This is a genomic window from Burkholderia sp. THE68 (assembly GCF_009938265.1).
GTDB lineage: Bacteria > Pseudomonadota > Gammaproteobacteria > Burkholderiales > Burkholderiaceae > Caballeronia.
On sequence record NZ_AP022318.1, the window covers coordinates 580,691 to 602,459 of the forward strand.

Annotated in this window: 15 protein-coding genes; 8 read left to right on the forward strand and 7 right to left on the reverse strand. The window is 66.1% G+C overall.

The features are described 5' to 3' along the window. Positions 1-25: 25 nt before the first annotated feature. Entirely contained in the window at positions 26-937 is a 912-nt protein-coding gene (locus BTHE68_RS28595; RefSeq protein WP_162069658.1) for a phosphotransferase family protein, read from the forward strand. Between the two features lie 81 nt (positions 938-1,018). On the opposite strand, the gene BTHE68_RS28600 is transcribed toward BTHE68_RS28595, so the two are convergent. The 5 genes from BTHE68_RS28600 to BTHE68_RS28620 all read right to left on the reverse strand — a co-directional run bounded on the left by BTHE68_RS28600 (position 1,019) and on the right by BTHE68_RS28620 (position 5,162). Further along, positions 1,019-1,963 carry a hypothetical protein gene (locus BTHE68_RS28600; protein ID WP_162069659.1) on the reverse strand — a complete coding sequence of 315 codons (945 nt, stop codon included), beginning with the start codon at positions 1,961-1,963 and terminating at the stop codon, positions 1,019-1,021. A gap of 68 nt (positions 1,964-2,031) precedes the next feature. Next, positions 2,032-2,622, reverse strand: a complete 591-nt coding sequence (locus BTHE68_RS28605) for a hypothetical protein (protein WP_162069660.1) — start codon at positions 2,620-2,622, stop codon at positions 2,032-2,034. A gap of 42 nt (positions 2,623-2,664) precedes the next feature. Further along, the gene (locus tag BTHE68_RS28610) at positions 2,665-3,048 is read right to left on the reverse strand and encodes a DUF2628 domain-containing protein (protein ID WP_162069661.1); all 384 of its coding nucleotides are present in this window, start codon (positions 3,046-3,048) and stop codon (positions 2,665-2,667) included. Between the two features lie 40 nt (positions 3,049-3,088). After that, on the reverse strand, positions 3,089-3,355 hold the full coding sequence (locus BTHE68_RS28615) for a hypothetical protein (RefSeq protein WP_162069662.1): 267 nt from the start codon (positions 3,353-3,355) through the stop codon (positions 3,089-3,091). 151 nt (positions 3,356-3,506) lie between these two features. Next, positions 3,507-5,162: an ABC transporter substrate-binding protein gene (locus BTHE68_RS28620; protein WP_162069663.1), complete on the reverse strand. Its 1,656-nt coding sequence runs from the start codon at positions 5,160-5,162 to the stop codon at positions 3,507-3,509. Positions 5,163-5,502: 340 nt separating this feature from the next. On the opposite strand from BTHE68_RS28620, the gene BTHE68_RS28625 reads away from it, so the two are divergent. The 4 genes from BTHE68_RS28625 (at position 5,503) to BTHE68_RS28640 (ending at position 12,079) form a co-directional block, all read left to right on the forward strand. After that, positions 5,503-6,540: a LuxR C-terminal-related transcriptional regulator gene (locus BTHE68_RS28625; protein WP_162069664.1), complete on the forward strand. Its 1,038-nt coding sequence runs from the start codon at positions 5,503-5,505 to the stop codon at positions 6,538-6,540. 227 nt (positions 6,541-6,767) lie between these two features. Beyond that, on the forward strand, positions 6,768-8,552 hold the full coding sequence (locus BTHE68_RS28630) for an adenylate/guanylate cyclase domain-containing protein (protein ID WP_162069665.1): 1,785 nt from the start codon (positions 6,768-6,770) through the stop codon (positions 8,550-8,552). Between the two features lie 209 nt (positions 8,553-8,761). Continuing rightward, positions 8,762-9,934: a phosphatase PAP2 family protein gene (locus tag BTHE68_RS28635; RefSeq protein WP_232078124.1), complete on the forward strand. Its 1,173-nt coding sequence runs from the start codon at positions 8,762-8,764 to the stop codon at positions 9,932-9,934. A 12-nt stretch (positions 9,935-9,946) separates the two neighbouring features. Then, positions 9,947-12,079 (forward strand): S8 family serine peptidase, encoded by a 2,133-nt coding sequence (locus BTHE68_RS28640; RefSeq protein ID WP_162069667.1) that lies wholly within the window; start codon positions 9,947-9,949, stop codon positions 12,077-12,079. Between the two features lie 21 nt (positions 12,080-12,100). Here BTHE68_RS28640 and BTHE68_RS28645 read toward each other — a convergent pair whose 3' ends face one another. Together BTHE68_RS28645 and BTHE68_RS28650 are read right to left on the reverse strand one after the other, a co-directional pair. After that, positions 12,101-12,868 (reverse strand): hypothetical protein, encoded by a 768-nt coding sequence (locus BTHE68_RS28645; RefSeq protein ID WP_162069668.1) that lies wholly within the window; start codon positions 12,866-12,868, stop codon positions 12,101-12,103. Then, entirely contained in the window at positions 12,856-13,038 is a 183-nt protein-coding gene (locus BTHE68_RS28650) for a hypothetical protein (RefSeq protein ID WP_162069669.1), read from the reverse strand. The genes BTHE68_RS28645 and BTHE68_RS28650 overlap by 13 nt, the downstream gene beginning before the upstream one ends. 713 nt (positions 13,039-13,751) lie before the next feature. On the opposite strand from BTHE68_RS28650, the gene BTHE68_RS28655 reads away from it, so the two are divergent. Genes BTHE68_RS28655 through BTHE68_RS28665 form a run of 3 tightly spaced genes read left to right on the forward strand, consistent with a single transcriptional unit; the run spans position 13,752 to position 21,753 of the window. Then, a complete protein-coding gene (locus BTHE68_RS28655) occupies positions 13,752-15,944 on the forward strand; it encodes a CHAT domain-containing protein (protein WP_232078125.1) in 2,193 nt (730 codons plus the stop codon). After that, positions 15,941-17,707: a ShlB/FhaC/HecB family hemolysin secretion/activation protein gene (locus tag BTHE68_RS28660; protein ID WP_162069671.1), complete on the forward strand. Its 1,767-nt coding sequence runs from the start codon at positions 15,941-15,943 to the stop codon at positions 17,705-17,707. The genes BTHE68_RS28655 and BTHE68_RS28660 overlap by 4 nt, the downstream gene beginning before the upstream one ends. Positions 17,708-17,730: 23 nt before the next feature. Further along, on the forward strand, positions 17,731-21,753 hold the full coding sequence (locus BTHE68_RS28665) for a two-partner secretion domain-containing protein (protein WP_162069672.1): 4,023 nt from the start codon (positions 17,731-17,733) through the stop codon (positions 21,751-21,753). Positions 21,754-21,769: the final 16 nt, after the last annotated feature.

Genomic DNA, 21,769 nt, shown 5'->3' on the forward strand with positions numbered 1-21,769 from the left:
AATGGATGATGCGGGATTGACCGACATGCTTCGTTCCCGTCTCGGACGCGTGGTGGCTATCGAAAGCATGGGAGGCACCGCCGGACGCACGATGCTGTATCGCGTAAACGGCGGCGAGTGCGTGCTGAAGCTCTTTTATCACGCGCCGGAAATCAAGCAAATGCGCGAACTCACGGCTTACGCGTTTCTCGCATCGAGCGGCCTGCCTGTGGCGCGTCTGCTGGATTGGGGCGTGCTGCCTTCCGGCGTGCCGTGGATTCTCCTGAGCCACGTGCCCGGCGAAACCATCAAGGAAATAAAGCGGCGCATGCCCGGTTCGCCTGCCCGGCTGACCGATGCCATGGCGACCTTTCTCGCGCAGCTGCATCGCTTGCCGGCGGATACGTCGCCTCTGTTCGTCGGGAAGGAGGCGCGCGCGACGCTATTGCAGGCGCGCCTCACGAAGTATGCCGGCTTCGTCACATGCGCCGCGCGAGCGCACTTGTCCGAGCGCCCGCTCTGGCGACGGGCAAGCTCGGAAATGCAGCGACTCTTGCTCGACAATTCTGCCGGATGGGCGCGCAAGGGCGTTTTCGTTCACGGCGACTTTTCGACACGCAACCTGCTTGCGCGAAACACGGAGCATGGCGTCGAGACGACCGGCATCATCGACTTCGAACGCGCGCGTCTCGGCGACCCCGCGGAGGATCTCTGCGCCGTGTTTCTCGAAGATTTCTGCCGCGATGAATCCGGATGGCAGCGGTTTCTCGCACGCTATTGTCTTCTTGCCGGGGCAGATAGCGGACTCCGAATCCGCTTCGCTTATTTCTTCATCGGTCATGTAGCCGAGATCGCGACGTGGGCGCCGGGAAAAGATGACGCTTACTATCGCGCAGGCATCGCAGCGCTCGAAACGGTGCTCGAATGGCGTGATGAGGTAGGTAAGAGACCAAGATGAGCGACAGCGGTTCCGCTTGACACACCCGAAGGCCGGCGTGCGCCGGCCTTCGTTGATCAGGACACGACACGCCAAATCACCTCACGCACGCATCACCGCAAGGAACGCGTATTCATACGCCCCATTGGAGATCTTGCTGTCCAGCGAGCGCTGCACGAGCTTGATCTTGGGCTTGTACTGGTTGCCGTCGATCGTCTCCAACTGCCGGCCGCTGATTCGGTGGATGAGCGAAACGTGCCGCCATCCGCTCGCCTTCTCCGATCTCACCAGCACCACATCCGCCCGCCTGAGCTCGCAACCGTTCCAGCCCACGTCGTGGTACGCCTGTTTGCCAGTGCCGTCCATCGGGCTGCTTCCCGCATAGCGAAGCACCTGCACGGGGCTTGTATCGCGTATGCCCCAGTCGATCGCGCGTTCGGGCGACCACAGCACTTTGTTCGACGTGCCGAACGGATTCTCCTCGCCGCGAATGGCGCAAGCCTGATCCCAGCACCAGTATGCGAAGCCACCGCACCAGTTCAGATCGTCGGCCATGTTGTACACGCCAAAGCCGCTCGTCTGTGCTATAGCGCTGCACATCTGGTCTTCAGCCACGCGGATCACCGCGTCGCGCAGGGACATGTCCATCAGCTCGCGGCGCAGCTCGGGCGTGACCTGAGCTTTCGCCTTGCCGACTTGCCGGCACGTCGAATCGCCGATCACGCGCACCGAAAGCGGCGCGATCCAATCGCTGCCGTCTTGCGTCGCGCGCAGGAGCGTTGTGCCCGGCGATTTCGCGGTGAGTCCGATGACGCGAATCACCTGATCCTTCTCCCAACCGCTCAGCGAACCTTCCTTGTGCGCCTGCTTGCTGTCGGATGCACCGGCCGATGCGACCGCGACGTTTTCATCGTCGGTGAAGACATCGAGCCCGGCGCCCGCGACGAGATAGAAAGTCGTGCGCTGATTGAGCGACATCACCTGCAAGTTTCGACTCGCGTCGTATCCGCGTTGATCGACATTGGTGGGTTTGTGCAGATTGGCCATGAAAACTCCTCGTGCTTCATCGAGTGTGGGTTCGTTCGCGACCGCCGCCCGTGCAACGAATGGCGGCGTCATTCGGAACCGGTGTAGAGCTTCGAGCCCGGACGCGGACGCGCGCGTGCGATCGATTCGCCGATGGTCGTGGCAAAGTCGAGCGGAAACGCGGTCTGAATGTGAATGGCCTCGTCACGCGAGCCTGGAATCTTGTAGACGCGCACGAAGATCGTCACGATACAGCCGTCGCCGCGCGCGGCGGAAAGCCAGTCGAACGAGGTCTGACCCGGCTTGCTGGGCCGGTAGACCGTGAACACATCCAGGTCCCGGCCTTGCCGGAGAATGACCGAGCGAATGCTTGCGCTGTTCACGCCGGGAGCGTTGAGGGTGTCGAGCTCGCGTTGTCCCGGCGCGGAGTTGAGCGCTTCGTGCACCAGGAGCGCAAGGCTCGTGCGCCCGGCGAGAAGCGTCGAGTCCACCTCGGGCAGCTTGGCGGGCGCACCGTTGTGGGGCGGCCGCGCGCACATGCAGATGCGCTCTTCGGTGTGCATAGAGATCGCGTGTCCTCGCGGGCCGTTTTGCGACGTCAGATCCGGCCTCAGACGATGCTCGCTCGAATTCAGGATGTCCACGACCTCCTGAAGGCTGTAGGTGCGGTTGTATGCCATGTCCGTGGTCCCTCGACGCGTGACAGGTTCGCGCGATGCGCGTCAGACACCCGGCGCGCGCGCCGTCTCGAGATACGCGGACACAGCCTTCTCGGAGTTGTCCGCGCCGACAAAACCCGCGTCGTCGTAACCGCGCGCGATCAGATTTTTTTCGCGCCAGCGGTTTCCATACTTGCCGAAGACCAGTTGCACGCCGAGCGAAAGCAGGCGCACGCTCAGGAGCTCGTGCTCGGGCGCGCCGGACGCCTGCGCCCAGCCGAGCAGCAGGCCGACGCCGACCAGCCCGCCGAACATAAGTCCGCCAAGCAGATACTGCCGCTTGCACAGCGCCCAGATCCAGGTGAAGAAAAAGGCTGGCCACGACCAGCCCTGCTTGACCGCTTCGCTTGCGCCGCGTGGATGCGTGAATACCTTGAACTGGGTCATGGATGTGCTCGCACAGAGTGAGTGATGCGTGGGTGGAACTTCAATAGCGCGGAAGGCGTGCGCCGGGGGCCATCATCGGCTGCGGCGTGGCGCGCGGAAACACGCGCCAGTTGCCGTCGTCGTGCCGAAAGAAAAAGAGCGCACACGCACCCGACGGACGCAGCGCCTCGATGCAGACATAACGGCGCCGGTCGGTGGGCGTGCGGCCGAACAGGCGCACATGCAATGGCGTATCGCTGCCCGCCGCGAGCCACTTTTCGGCCTGCGCGCGAAGCGACTGAAAATTGCGAATCACGGACTTGCTCATGACATCCTCCGACCCGTGCAAAAGCCTTGGGAGAGCGGCGCGGCGAGCGCGCCTTTCATGAACAAAACGAGTCAGGAAGGAGGGTTTTGAAGGTCAGAGATCGCGGCTCGCAAGGCGCGCGAGGCCGCGTTCAAAGCGGCGCGCGCGGTCGCTATTTGAGCGATACGCCCATGAAGAGCGTGGGACCGAAAGGATCGATCCTGAACCCGTTCACATTGCGCGCGAGCGGCTGATAAACGGTCGAGTGCGCGATCGGCGTGAACGGCACCTGTTCCTTGAAAATCTGCTGCGCGCGCATGTAAAGCGACGTGCGCGTTTCCTGATCGGAGGTGGCGCGCGCCGACTTCACGAGATCGTCGAAGGGCTTGTAGCACCACTTAGAGAAGTTGTTGCCCTGCGCCACGGCGTCACACCCGAGCAGCACGCCGAGCCAGTCGTCTGGGTCGCCGTAGTCGCCCGTCCAGCCGATCAGCAGCGCATCGTGCTCGCCCGCGTGCGCGCGTTTCAGATACTCGCCCCACTCATAGGTGACGATATGCGCGTGCACGCCGATCTTCTCCCAGTCCGCCTGAATCATCTCGGCCATCAGGCGCGCATTCGGGTTGTAGGCCCGCTGCACGGGCATCGCCCAGAGATCGAAGGAAAGGCCGTCGCGGTAACCGGCTTCGGCAAGCAGCGCCTTCGCGCGGGCCGGGTCGAAAGGCGCGCTGCCGAGCGACTTGTCATACGACCATTGCGTGGGCGGCATGGGATTGGTCGCGAGCTGTCCCGCGCCCTGATACACCGAATCGATGATCGCCCGCTTGTCGATCGCCATATCGAGCGCGCGGCGCACCTTGAGGTTGTCGAACGGGCGCCGCGACGTGTTGTAGGCGAGAAAGCCGAGGTTGAAGCCCACCTGGCTCATGAGTTGCAGATTGGGATTGGCGCGGATCGCGGCGATATCGGTGGGACGCGGCAAACTCATCACATGGCATTCGTTCGCCTTGAGTTTCTGCAGCCGCACGGCGGCGTCGGGTGTGATCGCGAACTTGAGTTTCCCTACGAGCACGGCGTGAGCACGCCAGTACTCGCGATTGCCGTCGAAGCTGATGGTGGCATCCGGCTTGTACTCGCGAAACACGAACGGCCCGGTGCCGACCGGAAGCAGGTTGATATCGGCCGCCTTGCCGTTTTTGAGCAACTGCTGCGCGTATTCGTCCGAGAGGATCGAAGCGAAGGGCATCGCCATTTTTTGCAGGAAGGGCGTATCGACCTGAGCAAGCGTGAAGCGCACCGTGTACGAGTCCACTTTCTCGACGCGCGTGATGTTCTTCGCGAGTCCAAGGCCGCTCACATACGGAAAGTCTTTGGGATACGCCTTGCGAAACGGATGCTCCGGGTCGAACAGGCGCGTGAAGGTGAACACCACGTCGTCGGCATTGAACTCGCGCGTCGGATGAAAAAAGGGTGTGGTATGAAACTTCACGCCGCGCCGCAGATAAAACGTGTACTGAAGTCCGTCGTCCGAAGCCTTCCAGTCCTCTGCAAGACCGGGAGAGACGCCGGGGCCGTCGAGCTTCAGTTCGACGAGACGGTCGTAAAGGGTATAGGCCGCGGCGGTGGCCTCCACGGTCGTCGAATACTGCGCGTCGTCGAAGCCGCGAGGGCTTGCTTCCGAGCAATAGACGAGCGTGTTGTCGGGAACGTCCGCGACGGCGTGTGTCCCGGCGATGCACGCCCAGGCGCAAACACTGGCGCACAGGATGAAATGCAGCGCGCGCTTGCGGGTTCCGGCGCGCAGGCATTGCGCGATGTGACGGTTCATGTCGTCGCCCATGGTTCGAAGCCGTGCGCAGGTAGTGCGGCGCGCGCATGCTGGCCTAGCGCTCGCGGTGTCCATGCGTTTTCAGCGAGGCTTCAGTATAGGTGCCGATAGCCGGCGTTACAAAGCCGCCGCCATGGGGCCGCAAGACGCTCAAGCACGGGTCGAACGTTCGTTTGTGGTGCGAAAGCATCGGGCGCGCGCATGCATGCGCGAGCGTGCGAGACCGGGTATAGGATGCTGACAGACTGGTTCGCGCCGTCATGTGCAGAAGCAGCGCGAACGCCGATACGGCCCTTCGCGCGCAGCTCCATCGCGGCAGCGCGGCGGGAAAGGAAGGCAAATGGACATCTTGCTCATGGCGCAGGCGGGACTCTGCCGCGAAGGCATCGTGCGGTTGCTGCGCGAGTTCGCCACGGGCGTCGAAGTGCGCGTGACGGACGAGCTTTGCGCCGACTGGCCGGGCGAGCGCGCGCCCGGTTGCGTGATCATCGACGGCGCCATGCTGCGTCACGATCGCGCGGATGTCGAGATGCTGCGCGCCTGCGCCCGCGCCACGCCGGTCGTGGTCCTGCTGCCCGAGGCAACCCAGGCTGTCGTCGACCAGCTGGTGGCCACGGGTGTATCGGGATGCGTGGAAAAATCGGCGTCGGTGGAACTGTTTTTTGGCGCGTTGCGGCTCGCGCTCGCGGGCGGCGTGTATCTGCCGCGTTCGCTCGTGTCCGCAGGGCTGCACGACCCGAGCGCTCGGCGCGACGGCCCGGCGCTGCCAGGTGCGCCCGATGTCGCGTTGCGCCTCACGCCGCGTCAGATCGAAGTGCTCGCGCTGGTTGCGCGCGGCCGCTCGAACAAGATGATCGCGCGCCAACTCGACATGGCCGAAGCTACTGTCAAAACGCACCTGACCACTATCTACAAGGCGCTCAACGTCACGAGCCGCGGCGAAGCGAGCGCGGTCGCCGCGCGGCTGGAGAGCATTCGCGAGGCGCAGGCCAGCAAGGCTGTCAATGGCCCGGTGCCGGTCGCCCGTTTTCTCGCGAACGTGCAGAGCCGGCACTTCCAGCCCGGTGAAATCCTGTTTCGAAAAGGCGATCCGGGCGGCGCGCTGTTCTATGTCGAGCACGGCACCATCCGGCTTTCGGATCTCGGCATCGAACTCGGCGCGGGCGCGGTGCTGGGCGAGATCGGGCTGTTCTCGCCCGATCACAGGCGAACGTCGACGGCGATATGCAAGACCGCGTGCGAGCTGCGCACGGTGTCCGCCGCCGAAGCCATTCGCATTTATTATCAGGAGCCGGACTTCGCGCTGTACATGATTCAACTCGTAGCAAGCCGGCTGCAGGCCACGCCGCAAACTGCTTGCTATTCGACTTCGCAGTGAGTACGTTATGGGATGCGTCCGGACCAGAGCAAGGTCGTTTCGCTTCCCGAAGCATTGGAGCATCATCGTCCGTCCGGGCCATGAAGAATCCGCCAGTAAAAACGATCAATAGAAAGCCGGTCGTATTCTTCGATATCCTGACATCCCTCTGCAATATTGTTGACCGGCGCAACGGAGCCGCGCGTGCTTGCGCGTCACGACCGTCGTCACGGTGGAAGAACATTGACATGGAAACTGTCGCCACGGCCAGCGACCTGCAACGCGTGACGCGCACGATACTTTTCGCCGATCTGGTGGAGTCGTGCCGGCTCGCCGAGGTTGACGAGGAAGGCACCGCCGCGCGCTGGCGCGGACTGCGCATGGCGATCGAGACGCGCATCGTGCCGGGGCATCGCGGCAGGCTCATCCGAACCGAGGGCGACGGGCTGATGATCGTTTTCGAGGATCCGCTCGCGGCGGCGCACTGCGCGCTGGACATTCAGCGCATGTGCCGCATCGGCGGCACCGCGCAGAGCGGGGCTGAACCCCTGATGCTGCGCGAAAGCCTGCACGAAACCGACCTGCTCGCCGATCAGCGCGATGTCTACGGGCGCGGCGTCAATCTCGCGGCGCGTCTTTATAATCTGGCCGGTCCGGGCGAGATCGTCATATCCGAACCCATTCATGCGCGGCTGCGCGGCAGCTACGACGAGCAGATAGAAGACCTTGGCGAATGCCATCTCCGGCATCTCGCCAAACCGGTGCGCGCGTACCGGCTGGGCGGTCCCGGACCGCGCCCGGTGATCGCGCCGGGCGCGGGGGCCAACAGCCAGACGTTGCGGCCCTCCATCGCGGTGATTCCGTTCGCGGCGCGCGTGGTCGAGCCGGGTCATGAAGCGCTCGGAGAAATTCTTGCCGATGAACTCATTGGCGCGCTGTCGCACTCGGACCGGCTGCAGGTGATCTCGCGTCTTTCCACGAGCGTGTTACGCGAACGCAGCCTGAGCGCGCGCGAAACCAGCGCGCTGCTCGACACGCGCTACGTGCTCTCGGGCGCGTATCGCACGAGCCGCGACCGGCTGGTGCTGTCGGTCGAACTCGCCGATGCGAAGGAGGACCGCGTGGTGTGGGCGACGACGCTCAATGACAGCATCGGTTCCATCGTGGCCGGCGAAAGCAATGTCAGCGCGCAGCTTCGGCAGGGCGTAGGGACGGCGATCGTGTCGCACGAACTGGAGCGTGCGCGCTCGCAGTCTCTGCCGACGCTGGAAAGCTCCACCTTGCTGCTCAACGCGATCGCGCTCATGCACCGTGGTGTGTATGAAGAATTCCAACGCGCCGGGCAGATGCTCGAAGTCCTCGCCGAACGCGCGCGCCGTCAGTCCACGCCCTACGCATGGCTCGCCAAATGGCATGTGCTGAGCTTTAACCGCGGATGGACCACCGACCGGCTCGGTAAGGCGCAGGCGGCGCTCGATTGCGCGAAGGCTGCGCTCGACAACGATTCGCAATCGTCCATTGCGCTCGCGGTCGAAGGCTTTGTGCAGACGAATCTTCTGAAGCAGCTCGATATTGGCGAGGAGCGCTATTCACGCGCACTCGAAGTGAATCCGAACGATTCCCTCGCCTGGCTGCTGAAAGGAACTCTGCACGCATTCAAGGGCGAAGGCACGGAGGCGGTGGCCGCCACCGGCTACGCGCTGTCGCTTTCGCCGCTCGATCCCATGCGCAACTTCTACGAATCGCTCGCGGCGACCGCGGCGCTGTCGGCGAAGGAGTGGAAAGGCGCAATCGCGCTCGCGCAGCGCTCGCTCAAGGGCGGCCCGAACAACACGTCGACCTTGCGCGCGCTGGCGATCGCGCAGTCCGAGCTGGGCATGATCGACGCCGCCCGCGCGACCGTCGCGCGCGTGCTCGCCATCGAGCCGGGCCTTACCGTAAAAAGCTATCTGGAGCGTTCGCCGTGCGCCGGTTATGAGACCGGGCGCATCTGGTCGGCGGGGCTCGCGCGCGCGGGTCTGCCATCGGGCTGATGGATTGCCCGGGCGGCCGGGCGGACCGTGGCGCGCGCCATGTCATACAAGCGTTCGGATTGGGGTGAGGCCGATGCGGCGTGCATCGGTGACCTTTTGCCGGAGAGAACGACATGAGCACACTGGGTGGAGCGGGCGGCGCAGGAGGAGCAGGGGGTGCAGGGGGTGCAGGGGGTGCGGGTGGCGCCGGGGGCGCGGGAGGGGCTGGCGTGGCGGGGACGCCACCGAGCGTGCTCGGCGATGCGGAGTTGCTGACGCAGGCGATGATCGTGCACCGCGACGGCATCGTCGGGCCGTGGATGGACACGTATCTCGAGATTCAGAAGGATCAGGACGACAGCGGCAGTCACATAGAAGACGACGGCCAGATGTGGCGCTGGGACGACTGGGTGCGCGCGTCGGTCTACGATTTCGAGCTGGCGTCGAATCTCGCGTTCGGGCGCTCGCCCTTCGATCAAAAAGATCCGCCCAACGGAGTTACGCTCTGGCACCGGCCGTTCGGACCGACCGGGGCGGCGGCGCCGGTGGAGATCGTGCAGATGTTTCGGCCCAGTACGGCCAGCTTCGTCAAGCAGCTCGCCTTTATGGACCGCTATTCGGACCTGCGTGAAGAGCGCGCCAACGAAACGCTCATCCAGATGGGACCGCAAACGGCGTTCTGGGCGTCTATCGTCAATCTGAGTCCGATCCGCACGCCCAAGACGCTCGAACTGCTCGCCACCGTGATCCGCTTTTCGATCCTCGTCGAAATGCGCTTCAAGCACGCGCTCGCGTGCACGCGCGCGGTGGACTACACGCCGCAAACGCAGCCGATGATCGCCACGCCGGGCCACGGCTCGCTGCCGAGCGGGCACTCGACGCAGGCGTTCATCATCGCGGAGGTCTTGTGGGCGTTCTTTCACGATCTGGTGAAAGAAGTCGATTCCACCGGCGCGAAAAAAGTCGCGATCACGCTGCGCAAGCAACTGCTTTATCAGGCGGCTCGCGTGGCGATCAATCGCACCATTGCGGGCGTGCACTTTCCGGCTGACAGTGCTGCAGGCCATCTGCTTGGCACCACGCTTGGCGAATATTTCGTCGCGCGGTGCACGGGTGGCGCTCCGGCTCCGGCTCCTGCGCCGGCGTCCGCGCCGCCGGTGGCGGCGGCCTACGCCACGCGCGTGTTCCGGGGCGACCTGTTCAACGGCGACACGGACTTCGACCCGAACGAGCGTCTCGATCCGGTCTATGCGCCTGCGCCCGCGTCGACCGACCCGTACCCTGCGCATGTCGTTGTGAAAACGACCGTGACGTCCGTGCAGCGTTCGCCGCTCCTCGCCTGGATGTGGAAGCAGGCGCGAAACGAGTGGAACGGCGAGGCGCTCAAGAACAGCCGCATCTGAAGGAGTCCGCACATGAGCACCACGACGGGCGCGACCACGGCCACGGCGGCCGGCTGGACCATTGATCCGGCCAACGCTTGGAACCATGTATTCCCCGGACTGCAGACCAATAGCTTCGCGCGGCTCGACCCGTATCTGATCTGGGCGGCGGTGACGGATTTCGCCGATCTGGGCGGCATACCCGCGAGCGGCGCGTTCGTTCCGATCGCGATCGAAGTCAAGCCGCCGGACGCCAGCAGCACCGGCCAGCCGGGCAGCGCGAAGCAACTGGCGGTCGCGATCAGCGGCGAAAGCTGCATCTGGATGTCCGCGTTCTACGATTCGCCGCCTGCCGCGCTTGCGCAGACGCGCTTTTGCACGGCGCACGTGACGCTCGACTTCGTGAGCAAGTTGCCGGCGGCATTGCTCGCGCGAATCGAGCGCTTCACGCTCGCGCTGCCGGTGGTGTCGGGGTGGCCGGCGCGCGCGCAGCCGTCGAAACCCGCTTCCGCCGGGCTGAGCGCCGTCACGCAGAACAGCGCGCTCGGCAAGACGGTGGTCGCCGTTTGCGACGATGGCATCGCCTTCGCGCATCAGCGCTTTCATGTGAATTCCATGCACGATCACACCCGCGTGCGCTGTTTCTGGAATCAGGACGATGGTGCATCGCCGCCCGCGCCGGGCATCGGCTACGGGACTGAATTGCTCGAACCGCAGCTTGACAAGTTGATGGCGAAAGCCAAACTCGGCGGCGGCTTCGACGAGGACCGCATTTATCGCGAGAGCAACTACACGGACGTCGCGCGTTATTGGACGCACGGCACCTCGATGCTGGATCTCGCGGCGGGCGTGCATCCCGTCAATCCGCGCCAGATGGAGCAGAAGGTGCCGTCGGTTCCCGCGCTGATCGGCGTGCAGTTCCGTTTGCCGGGACGCAATATCCGCGATACCTCGGGCCTGTGGCTCGACGCGCAGGCGATCGATGCGTTCCGCTATGCCATCGACCGGGCGCAGGGCATTGCCGGGAACAACTGCCGGCTGTTCATCAATTTCAGCTACGGATATATGGCCGGTCCGCACGACGGCTCCTCGCTGATCGAGGAAGCGATGGACGAACTCATCGGCACGGGCGCCTGCGCGATCCTCCTGCCGACGGGCAACAGCAATCTGGACCGCGGTCACGGCGCGCGCGTGATCGCGCCGGGCGACGAGCAACCGATGCGCTGGCGCGTCCTGCCCGACTGCCACACGCCGAGCTTCGTGGAAATCTGGCTTTCGACGGCCGACGGCGGCGCGCCCAAGGTCGATCTGACGATCGAAGCGCCCGATGGCGCGCTCAGCCCGCCGATCAGCGTCGGCAACGTGGCCACCTGGTCGCCGGGCGGCGACACGGTCTGCACGGTGGTGCATCGCGGTCCGGGCGCGCGCGGCGACGGCCCGATGATCCTCGTCGCGCTCGCGCCGACCGCCGCGCGCGGCGGCAAGCGGCGGCTCGCTGGGAGCGGCAACTGGATTCTGCATCTGAAGAACAACGGCGCGTCGCAGGTCGCGGCGCAGGCGTGGGTCCAGCGCAACGAAACACCGGCCGGCCTGCCGGTGCGCGGCCGGCAGTCGCGTTTCGACGACGACGCCTATCCGCTCTTCAACCGGTTTACGGAAGAGCAGGACGTGGACGGCGCGTCGGCCTGCTGGGTCATGCGCGCCAACTCGCTCAATTCGATCGGCACGGGCAAGGGCACGGCGGTCATCGCCGGATACCGCATCAGCGACTACGCGAGCGCGTCTTTCTCGAACACCGGCCCCAACGTGGTCACCTTCAGCGCGCCACCGCGCACGGGCCCGGACGCGGCAGCCATGACCGACCGCAGCGTCGTGCTGACCGGCATGCCCGCGGCGGGCACGAAAAGCGGCAGCACCATCCCGATCGAGGGAACGAGCGCCGCGGCCCCGCACGCGTTGCGGCGTCTGGCTGACCCGAGCAAACCCGCTGTGTCGCTGCTCGCGTCGCCGGCCCGGCTCGCGGTGCGCGCGCTCGCGGTCAGGCAGAACGTGGTCTACAAGGCCGGCACGACGGCGCTGCGCCTGCAGACCTTCGATATCTACGAAGTCCTGCGCCGCGTGACCGAGGCCAACGTCGGCGCGGGCAATATACCGCCTCCGCCCTGAGCGCAACGCAACGCGACGCTTTCAGACGTTCGCCTCGATCGCGAGCAGGTTCAGCACGATCAGGATGACTTCGCAATTCTCGTGCGTGATGTCGATGCGAAGCGTCTGCCCGATCCACTGACCGATCTTGGTGCGCGCGTAGTCGGCCGGCAACGCGGTTTTCTTCATCGTCACGCCGAGCTTGCGCGCGCGATAGTGATACGACGGCACGCCGTGCTCGTCCGCGACGCCCTTCAGGCCGCCGTCACGGTCGCGGTAGGCGCCGAGCGTGCCGGCCAGGATCACGCGGTCGGCGTCGTCGAGCGCGGCCACGAACGCGCGCGACGCCATGCGCACGCTGGCTTCGTCCAGCCCGTGCTCCGTGAGCGCCGATTCGACCGGATCGTCGATCGAATGGGCGCGCGCGTCGATCTGATCAGCCATGCCGTCCACTTCGAGCGATACGTTGCGCTGATGGCTCGCGCTGCGTAGACAGTCGATCAGATAGCGGCGGAAGTAAGCGCACAGCGCGAAGCCGCTGGAGGGCGCGCTTTGCGCGCAGGCGTGGGACTCGGCGCGTTCGGGGTCGAGCCGCAGCACGCGCGAGAAGATGAACTGCGCGATGAGTTCTTCCTTGTCCTCGTGCAGCGCGCGCAATTCGGCCGGATGGTAGCCGTGCAGCGCGGCCCGCACGAGCACATAGATGCGTTCCATTTCGACGTTGCTGAGACTCGCCCGGCGATGCCAGAGGTCGGGCAGCGAAAGGGCTTCGGGCGCGAAGGCAGGATCGGAGATATTCAGCGCGTCCATGATGCCCTCCGCAGCGCGCGCGACACGTTGTGATGACGCGCGATGGCGCGCAACACGAACGCTATCGGCGAGGCCGGGCGGCGCGCGCCATCGGGCAGGGGCACGCCGGAAGTGGCGCAGGACGCCTCTACGGGCGGCTCGGAATGAACGACTTCGGCGGAATGTGTCATGACGCCTCCACGGCCTCGAAACGATCAGGCAGGCGCCGAAGATCAGTTGCGTTCGCGGCCCGGCGCGGCTGGTCGCGAGTGGCTCCGGACCGTTTTGCTTGATGTGTGGCTGATCCGTGAGAGCAAAGGTACGGAATGCGGCGACCTCGCAAAATCGGCTGAACGAACTACATCGAAAGTCGTAGAAGGGGGACGACGGGGGATGTTTTGCGGGTGACGCGGGGAGTGCGATGGTGTGGGATGCGGGTTGCATCGAAGCGCACAGGCCGGCACGCCGGAATCGATGCCCTGGATGGTTACGTTGTTTTGGCGCGAGCCCCGGTGAATCGAGCGATGAGCGTCATTCGCGCGGTTCAGGCTCGCATCGCGGCACCGATGCCGCGATGCGAGCGCGCGTTCCGTATCTCCCATCAGACACGCGCGCGTCGTGCGGCAGATGATCGGCGGCTTGCGCGCGCATGCTGGAACGCGAGACGCGCGTTCGTTTCAACGAAACGCGACGCCCTAGCGCAGGCGGCCACTCGGCGAAGCTGACGAAAGCCCACGCCGGTTTCATCGATCCTCCACTTGACGGAGACGATCACCCCCCAACCAAACTGAAACGCGCACTCCCAAAGCGCATTCAAAAACACGCTGCACCACTCGTTTAGCCGATGCCACCGGGCGGACATCGCATGTCGCGCCGGCGGCGCCGATCCGTAACGGGAGGTCACGTGACCCGCTGCCACCTTCATCCTGACAACGCTTTGCTGCGCTTGCGCGGCCGGCACGCCTGGCTTCGCTGGCCGATCGCGCTGGCGTGCTGCGCAACCCTTGGACTCGCACGCGACAGCCGCGCCGAGGACACCGCGCCCGCGTCAGATTCCGATCAGGCGTTCCACGCCGCGCAAGCGTTTCAGCGCGACGCCGAGTCGCTCAAGACGCTGACCGCCGAAGGCCGCCTGCTGCTCGGACGCGACCGCGTAAAGCTGCCCGAATATCAGTACTGCAGCCTGAGCGTCGCGGCGGCCGAGCGGGGCGATTTCCGCGACAGCATCGAGGCCGCGTCGCGCGCTCTGGTGCTCGCGCAGCAGAACGACAATCAGGATCTCGTCGCGCTCTCCAAACGCGATCTCGCGATCGCCTACAACTACGCGGGCGATCTCGACGATGCCGAACGCTACGCCCGCGAAGCGTTCGATTCGAAGCCGCATCATCCGGAGCAGGTCTACGCGCCGTCGTACAAGGTGCTGGGCGACGTCGCCGCGCGGCGCGGCAAGCTCGACGAAGCGGTCGCGGCCTACACGCACGCGCTCGACACGGCCTCGGAACGTTTCCGCCCGCTGGTGCTGCTGTCGCTCGCGAACGCGCGCATCGCCGCGGGCGACACCGACGGCGCGCGCGAGGCGCTCACTCAGGCAGGGCCGCCCGCGCCCGCGCTCGCGCCGATGGTTCAGCGCATCGAAGGCAATCTGCTGCTCTCGCAGGGCAAGCCGCAGGACGCGGCGCGCACCTTCGAAGCGGCGCTCGCACAAGCCTCGACCGATGATGCGAGCTACGATCGCCTGTGGGCGCACGACGGCATCGGCCGCGCCGCGCTCTCTTCGGGCGACACGACGGCGGCGCGCAGTGCGTTTCTCGCGGCCATCGACGACTCCGAGCGGATTCGCGCGCGCTTTCGCAGCGACGAATTCAAGACGGGGCTCTTTGGCAACATCCAGTCCGTGTTCGAACGGGCGATCTCGCTTGCCGCCGCCTCGGGTGACTTCGAAGCGGCGTGGCAGCTCTCCGAGCGCGGCCGCGCGCGTGCGCTGCTCGACTCGGTGCGTGGACGCGTCAACACCGGCCCGCAAACCGCGCCGCTCGCGGGCCGCGCGCTCGGTCTGGACGAGGTGCGCAAAGTTCTCGGCGCTAAGGACGCGCTCATCGAATTCCAGAGTCTCGACGACCGGCTGATCGTCTGGGTGATTCGCGCCGATGGTCTCGAAGGCCACACGCTGCCGCTGTCACGCGTGGACCTTCAGCATGACGTCGGCGCGCTGCGCGATGCGATCGTCGCGCGCAATCCCGCCGCGCTCACGCTCGCCGACGGTCTGAACGCGAAGCTCATGCGCCCGCTCGCTCTGCGTCCGGACGAGCGCCTCGTGATCGTGCCGCACGACGCGCTGCACTATCTGCCGTTCCAGGCGCTGCGCCAGGACGGGAAGTTTCTCGTCGAAACGCATGCGGTGGTGATTGAGCCGTCGGCGAGCATCGCTGTGCAGCTCGCCGCGCGCGGGCAGGAAGTGGGCAGCAGTCTGGTGGCATTTGGCAATCCGCAGATCGGTCAGCGCTTCGCATTGCCGGGCGCGGAGGCCGAAGTCAGCACTATCGCGCCGCTTTTCACGGACAAGTCGGTGTTTCTGCGCAGCGCGGCGACCCGCGAAAATTTCACCGGCAGCGCCGATACCGGGCGCGTGCTGCACGTCGCCACGCACGCGCAGGCCGACGCCATCGACCCGCTGCACTCGCGCATCCTGCTCGCGCCGTCGCTGCAGCCCGCCGACGGACCGTCGTCGCTGCTCGCGAAGGACATCTACAACCTGCGCCTCGACCGCACCGCGCTCGTCACGCTGTCGGCGTGCGAAACCGGGCTCGGCCGCGTGGAGCGCGGCGATGAAATCACCGGCTTCACGCGGGCCTTCTTCTATGCGGGCGCATCGAGCCTGATCGTGTCGATGTGGCCCGTCTCGGACGCCTCGACCGCGCTCATGATGCGCACCTTCTACCGCCAGCTTACGCAAGGAGCGCAGGCTGCGGACGCCATGCGCGACGCGCAGCTCGCCGCGCTGCATACGCCGCGCTTCGCGCATCCGTTCTACTGGGCGCCCTTCGATCTGATGGGCAACTGGCGGCTTAGTATTGCAAGCACGGCGGTGTCGCAGTGAAAACGCTCCCCTTCGACACGCGAGGCCGTGCGCTCGCCGCGGCGCTATGCGCCGCCACCTCGCTCGCCGCCGGCAACGCCGCGCAGGCACAGCTGACGCCCAGCGCGGGGCTCGGCGCGGGCATCGGCGGCGGCCTGAACCAGACGCCCAACGCGGGCGCCGTGCTCAATCAGGTGACTCCCCGCGAAAACCGACCCGCCGAGCCGCCGCCGCCAGGCGCTTTGCCCGCGCTGCCCGCCTCCGGGGCGCAGGCGGCGAGCAGCGCCGAGGCGAGCACGGTGACGGTGGATCTGCGCGGCGTGCGCATCGTCGGTAACGATTCGATTCCGGAGCCCGAACTCGCCGCGCTCGCGCAGGATCACATCGGCAAGCCGGCGACGCTCGCGGAGCTGAACGACATTGCGCTGCGCATGACCGCGCTCTACCGCCGCCGCGGCTATGCGCTCGCGCAGGTGATCGTGCCGCCGCAGGACGCGACGAGCGGGGTCGTCACGTTTTCGGTGATCGAAGGGCGACTGGAGCGTATCGAAGTGAACATGGCGCCGGGCACGCGGCTGTCGGAGGCGCGCGTGCGAGCGCGGCTCGCGTCGCTGGAAACGGGCCGCGCGCTGCGTCAGCAGGACCTCGAACGCGCCATGCTGCTGCTCTCCGACGTGCCGGGCATCAAGGTCGGTTCCGCGATCGAGCCGGGCAACGAACCGGGCAGCGTGATCCTCGATGTCGATGTGGCGCCCGCGCGCCGCTCGGACTTCGCGATCAGCGGCGACAACTACGGGGCGCCGACGACCGGCTCCGGGCGGCTCGGCATGATCGCGCGGCTGAATTCGCCGTTCGGCATCGGCGATAACCTCGACTTGCGGCTGCTCGGCACCCAGCGGCTCGACACGATGTACGGCCGCATTGGCTACGACGCGCCGATCAACGCTTACGGCACGCGGCTCGGCGTAGGTTACGCGCATCTCTACTACAACGTCGGTCAGGAATTCAGCGCGCTCGGCGCGCACGGCGAAGCGGATGTCGTCGATCTCGCGGTGTCGCATCCGCTCATCCGCACGCGCAACCAGACGCTCCTGCTGCGCGGCGGCGTGGAGTATCGCAACCTCGTGGACAAGATCGGCGCGCTCAGTCTCGACACGCCCAAGTCCCTCACCGACGTGAACGCGGGACTCTCCTGGGAAAGCCGCGACGCGCTCTTGGGCGGCGGGTTCAACAGCGCGTCCGCGAGCATCGTGCTAGGCACCCTCAATATCCGCTCGGGCGAGGCCAAGGCGCTGGATCAAAGCCCCGTCGGGCGGCATACGCAGGGCACGAACCTGCACGCCGTGTTCAGCGCGAACCGGCTCAACCGGGTTACGGATCACTTCAACGTTTTCGTTGGCATCTCGGGGCAGTGGGCCAACAGCAATCTCGACAATTCGTCGCGCCTGCTGCTCGGCGGCCCGCAGGCGGTGCGCGCCTATTCGCCGGACGAGGCGCTCGTGGACGAAGGCTTTATCGCCACCGTTGAAGGTCGCTACGCGATCACGCCGAGCTTCACCGTGCTCGCGTTCTACGACCTCGGCAAGGGCTGGTACAACGCCAACAAGATTCCCGGCCAGACGAACAACAGCATCACGCGAAGCGGCGCGGGGATCGGCGCGTTCTGGGCGGCGCCCGGCGGCTTCACCGTGCAGGGCACGCTCGCGTGGCGCACGTCGTCGCCGGATACGACGGGCAACGATCATCGTCCGCGCGTGTACGTGCAGGTCACGAAAGCATTCTGAGCAACCACATCGGGCAGGAGGGCATGATGCGCATAACGTCACGTGCAAGGCGCAGCGCCACGCTGCGGCGCGCGAGCTTCGCGGCGGCCGGGCTGCTGGCCGGCGCGGCCGCATTCGTCCCGGATGCGTCCGGCCATCCGACGGGCAGCGCGGTGGTGGGCGGCCACGTCAGCGTCACGGGCGCGAACACGTCGAACATGGTGATCAATCAGACCAGCGACCGCGCGGCCATGCAGTTCGATAACTTCACCATCAATCAGGGCGAAAGCGTGCGCATCCTGCAGCCCGGCACGTCGTCAATGTTGCTCGGGCGCGTCATCGGCCCGGATCGTGTGCCGAGCAACATCGACGGAACACTGTCGGCGACCGGCGGCTTCATCCTCGTGAATCCGGCGGGTGTGGCCTTCTCGCGCTCGGCGGCGATCAACGTCGGCTCGCTCGTGGCGTCCTCGCTCGACATCACGCCCGAAGCGTTCATGGCCGCCAAGAACAGTTTCACCTTCAGCGGCAAAAGCGGCGGCCCGGTCACCAATGCGGCGGTGTTCTCGGCGGCGCAGGGCGGCACCGTGGCGCTGCTCGGCGGACAAGTGCGCAACGACGGCACGATCAGCGCGCGGCTCGGCACCGTGGCACTCGCGTCGGGCGGCGCGGTCACGCTCGATTTCGCGGGCGACGGACTCACGAAGATCACGGTGAACGACGGCATCCTGCGCTCGCTGGTGACCAACGGCCCGAACGGACGGCTGCTCGCGGAGGGCGGCCAGATCGTGCTGAGCGCGCACGACGCGGAGGCGTTCTCGGGCGCGGTGGTAAATCAGCAGGGCTACGTGAGCGCATTGAGCATCCAGCAGCGCAACGGCCACGTGGTACTCGACGGCGGCGCGAACGGCGTGACGCAGATCGAAGGCGAGGTGGATGCGAGCGGCGGCTCGTTCAATCCGGGGGGGCGCATCGACGTGCTCGGAAACAACATTTCCCTGCTCACGGGCAGCCACGTGAACGCGCGCGGCACGTCGGGCGGCGTGGTGAACATCACGGGCTCGAACGCAATCTGGATGGCGCCGGGCGCGTTCGTGGATGCTTATGGGCTGGGCGCATCCGGTGGACCCGGCAACGGCGGGCAGATTTTTGTGCAGGCGGCCAATACCGCGCGGCTCTATGGCAGCTTCGATGCGTCGGCGGCGGAGCGCGGCGGCAATGGCGGTTCGCTTCATACGTCCGCGCATTTTCTGGACGCGTCGAACGCGCATGTCTATCTCGGCGCGCCCAACGGGCAGGGCGGCACGTGGCACGTGAATGCGGCCGCGATCGATATCGCCGCTTCGGGCACGCCGGGCACCACGGCGCCGCAACCCGGCACGCAGCCCGACTTCTCGGCGGGCAGCGGCCCGAGCCTCATGCTCAACACCGCGATCAACGAGCAGCTCAACCGCGGCACGTCGGTCACGCTTTCGACCAGCGGCTGGACCCAGGGCGGCGCCGTTGCGCCGGGCGACATCGACGTGAACGCGCCGGTCAGCAAGACCGACGGCGGCGACGCGACGCTGCAACTGCAATCCGCCGGTTCGATCCGCGATGGCGCTGCGGCGATCGGCTCCACGAAGGGCAAGCTCAACGTGGTCCTCGACGCCAACGTGGAGGACCTCGGCACGCCGCAGTCCATCCGGTTCGGCACGCAGGAAACCGGGGCCAGCATTTTCAGCAATCAGGGCGACGTGCAGATCGGCTCACGGCCGCAGGAACGCGTGGCGGTGGCGATCCAGGATTCGATCTTCGATACACGCGCGGGCGGCTCGGCCGATCCCGCGACCGGCTCCGACCTCCTGAAAAGCGGCGCGATCACCATTCACGGGCAGGGCTCGGGCGCGACGCTCGCGCCCACAGGTTCGAGCGACACGCGCGGCCCGGCGGCGATCGCCCTGTACGGCGCGACGCTGCGCACGTCAAGCGGCGCGATCGACATCGAGGCCACGCCCGGCGCCGGCACCAAAACGCCGACGAGCGGCGTGGTGATCAGCACGTTGCAGGCGCAGCAGCCCGGTCCGCTCGCGGCGAACGCGAGGCGCTCGGTCGTGCGCAGCGCATCGGGCACGGTGCAGATTTCCGGCATCGGCACCGACCCGACCGGCGCCGCGCCGACGCAGATCAGCGGCGTGCGCATCATGAGCGGAACGACAGTGCAGTCGGATACCAGTTCGATCGATATTCGCGGCGGCCTGCTGCGTCCCGCGGGCACGAAGCAGCCGATCGCGGACCGGGGGCTCGCGCTGGACGCCTCGACACTGAGCGCGACCGGCGACGGCGCCAGAATCTCGCTTACGGGCGAGTCGAGCAACAACGACTACGGCCTGCTGTTCAGCAGCTATCTCGACAATGTGGAAAGCGGCGGCCCGAACATCGTGACCGGCAAGAACGGCACCGTGATTCTGCGCGCGCTCAACAACGGCACGAGCGACAGCGTGGCCTTCTTCGGCAATGTGAAGTTCACGACCGGCGCGAACAGCGCGCTCGCGATCCTGCCGGGCGGCGTCTTCACTCCGTCGGGCTCCGCAACGGCCAGCGCCACGCCGATCAATCTCTTCAGCAGCGGACCGGGCCTGAGCCTCGACGCCACGACGCTCAAGCAAACTTTCGCGGGCTTCGACACCATCGCGATCGGCAGTCCGACGCAGACCGGGCGTATCACCGTGTACAGCGACTGCGCGGGCGGCGCCTGCCGGCCTACGCTGTCGAACAATCTCACGCTGAACGCTTCGGGCGTGAACAGCCAGGGCATTTCGCTTGGCTCGGGACTCGCGACGCCGGGCAAGACGCTCACGCTGCAATCGTCGGGCAAGGTGACCGATCCGGGCGGTATTGCGGCCAACGCGCTCATGTTGAGCGGGCCGGGGATCTTCACGCTCGACGACAAGAACAACGAAGTCAACGTGATTGCGTTCGCCAACGCGGGCAACGTCACCTTTACGAACGCGCACGGTTTCTCCATCGGCTCGATGATCTCGCGCACGTTCGATCCCGTGTCCGGCCGCTTCGTCAATCTCGACGCGACCAACTCCACGCTCACCGGTAGCCTGCTCGCGCAAGCGCTGCTGGGCGGCATTACGCTCGGCGGCGGCACGGGCGTGCCGGCCGGAACGAGCGGGCCGACCGGTTCGGCGAACACCAGCCTGAGCAGCAAGGGCACGATCCAGCTCGCGATGGAGAACGGTCAGTTCCGCAACGCCGGCACGGGCACGATCTCGTCCGACGACGCATGGCGCATCTACGCGTTGAACTGGCAAGGCGAGGTGCGCGGCGCGGTGAAGCCCGGCCCCGACCGGCCCAACTTCTACGGCTGCACGCTGTCGGGCGGCTGCTCTTGGGGCGGGGCGGTGCCAGCGAAGGGCAATCACTTCGTGTACGTCGAGCAGCCGAGCGTTACGGTCACCGCGCAGGATGTGACGAGCCTGGACGGCAACCCCGTGCCTCCATTCACGGCGAGCGTGAGCGGACTCGTCAACGGCGACACCCGGGCAGGCGCGCTCACGGAGGGCTACACCACGAGTCCCGCGATTCGTCCCGGCGCGGGCAGTTACACGATCAATCCCACTTATACGTCGCCAGTGGGGTACAAGATCGTTCCGAAATCGGGGACGTTGACGGTGCTAGCCTCACGAAGAGGAGGCGGCGATCACGGTGGAGACCAGCCACCCATACCCCAGGCCCTTCCTGGTCCAGGGAATCCTCCAAGAAATCCGGAGACTCTTCCGGGGAATCCCCCGAATAATCCAGTGGTCGATCCACTGGGCGATACTGATCCGAGCCAGCCGTCCGCTCTCGCCGGATTGCAGACGCTGTTCTCGTCGCGTGAGGAAACCTTCGTCTATGAGAACAATCTTCAGGGACAGACGCAGGTGTGCATTGCATCGAACCAGCCGGAGTTCTTCAACAACGCGCCCGGCGAGAAGGCCGATCCGCTGGCGGTCGAGTGGAAGCGGGTGCGCGCACAGCCGAACCTCAATCATTGCGTGAGCGTGACGCGCAAGCACGGTTGCGACGATTTCTGAATTGTCGAAGGATGGC

Coding starts and splice junctions, on each gene's coding strand:
- BTHE68_RS28595 (WP_162069658.1), top strand. CDS start 26: ATGCTTCGTTCCCGTCTCGGACGCGTGGTGGCTATCGAAAGCATGGGA.
- BTHE68_RS28600 (WP_162069659.1), bottom strand. CDS start 1,963: ATGGCCAATCTGCACAAACCCACCAATGTCGATCAACGCGGATACGAC.
- BTHE68_RS28605 (WP_162069660.1), bottom strand. CDS start 2,622: ATGGCATACAACCGCACCTACAGCCTTCAGGAGGTCGTGGACATCCTG.
- BTHE68_RS28610 (WP_162069661.1), bottom strand. CDS start 3,048: ATGACCCAGTTCAAGGTATTCACGCATCCACGCGGCGCAAGCGAAGCG.
- BTHE68_RS28615 (WP_162069662.1), bottom strand. CDS start 3,355: ATGAGCAAGTCCGTGATTCGCAATTTTCAGTCGCTTCGCGCGCAGGCC.
- BTHE68_RS28620 (WP_162069663.1), bottom strand. CDS start 5,162: ATGAACCGTCACATCGCGCAATGCCTGCGCGCCGGAACCCGCAAGCGC.
- BTHE68_RS28625 (WP_162069664.1), top strand. CDS start 5,503: ATGGACATCTTGCTCATGGCGCAGGCGGGACTCTGCCGCGAAGGCATC.
- BTHE68_RS28630 (WP_162069665.1), top strand. CDS start 6,768: ATGGAAACTGTCGCCACGGCCAGCGACCTGCAACGCGTGACGCGCACG.
- BTHE68_RS28640 (WP_162069667.1), top strand. CDS start 9,947: ATGAGCACCACGACGGGCGCGACCACGGCCACGGCGGCCGGCTGGACC.
- BTHE68_RS28645 (WP_162069668.1), bottom strand. CDS start 12,868: ATGGACGCGCTGAATATCTCCGATCCTGCCTTCGCGCCCGAAGCCCTT.
- BTHE68_RS28650 (WP_162069669.1), bottom strand. CDS start 13,038: ATGACACATTCCGCCGAAGTCGTTCATTCCGAGCCGCCCGTAGAGGCG.
- BTHE68_RS28665 (WP_162069672.1), top strand. CDS start 17,731: ATGATGCGCATAACGTCACGTGCAAGGCGCAGCGCCACGCTGCGGCGC.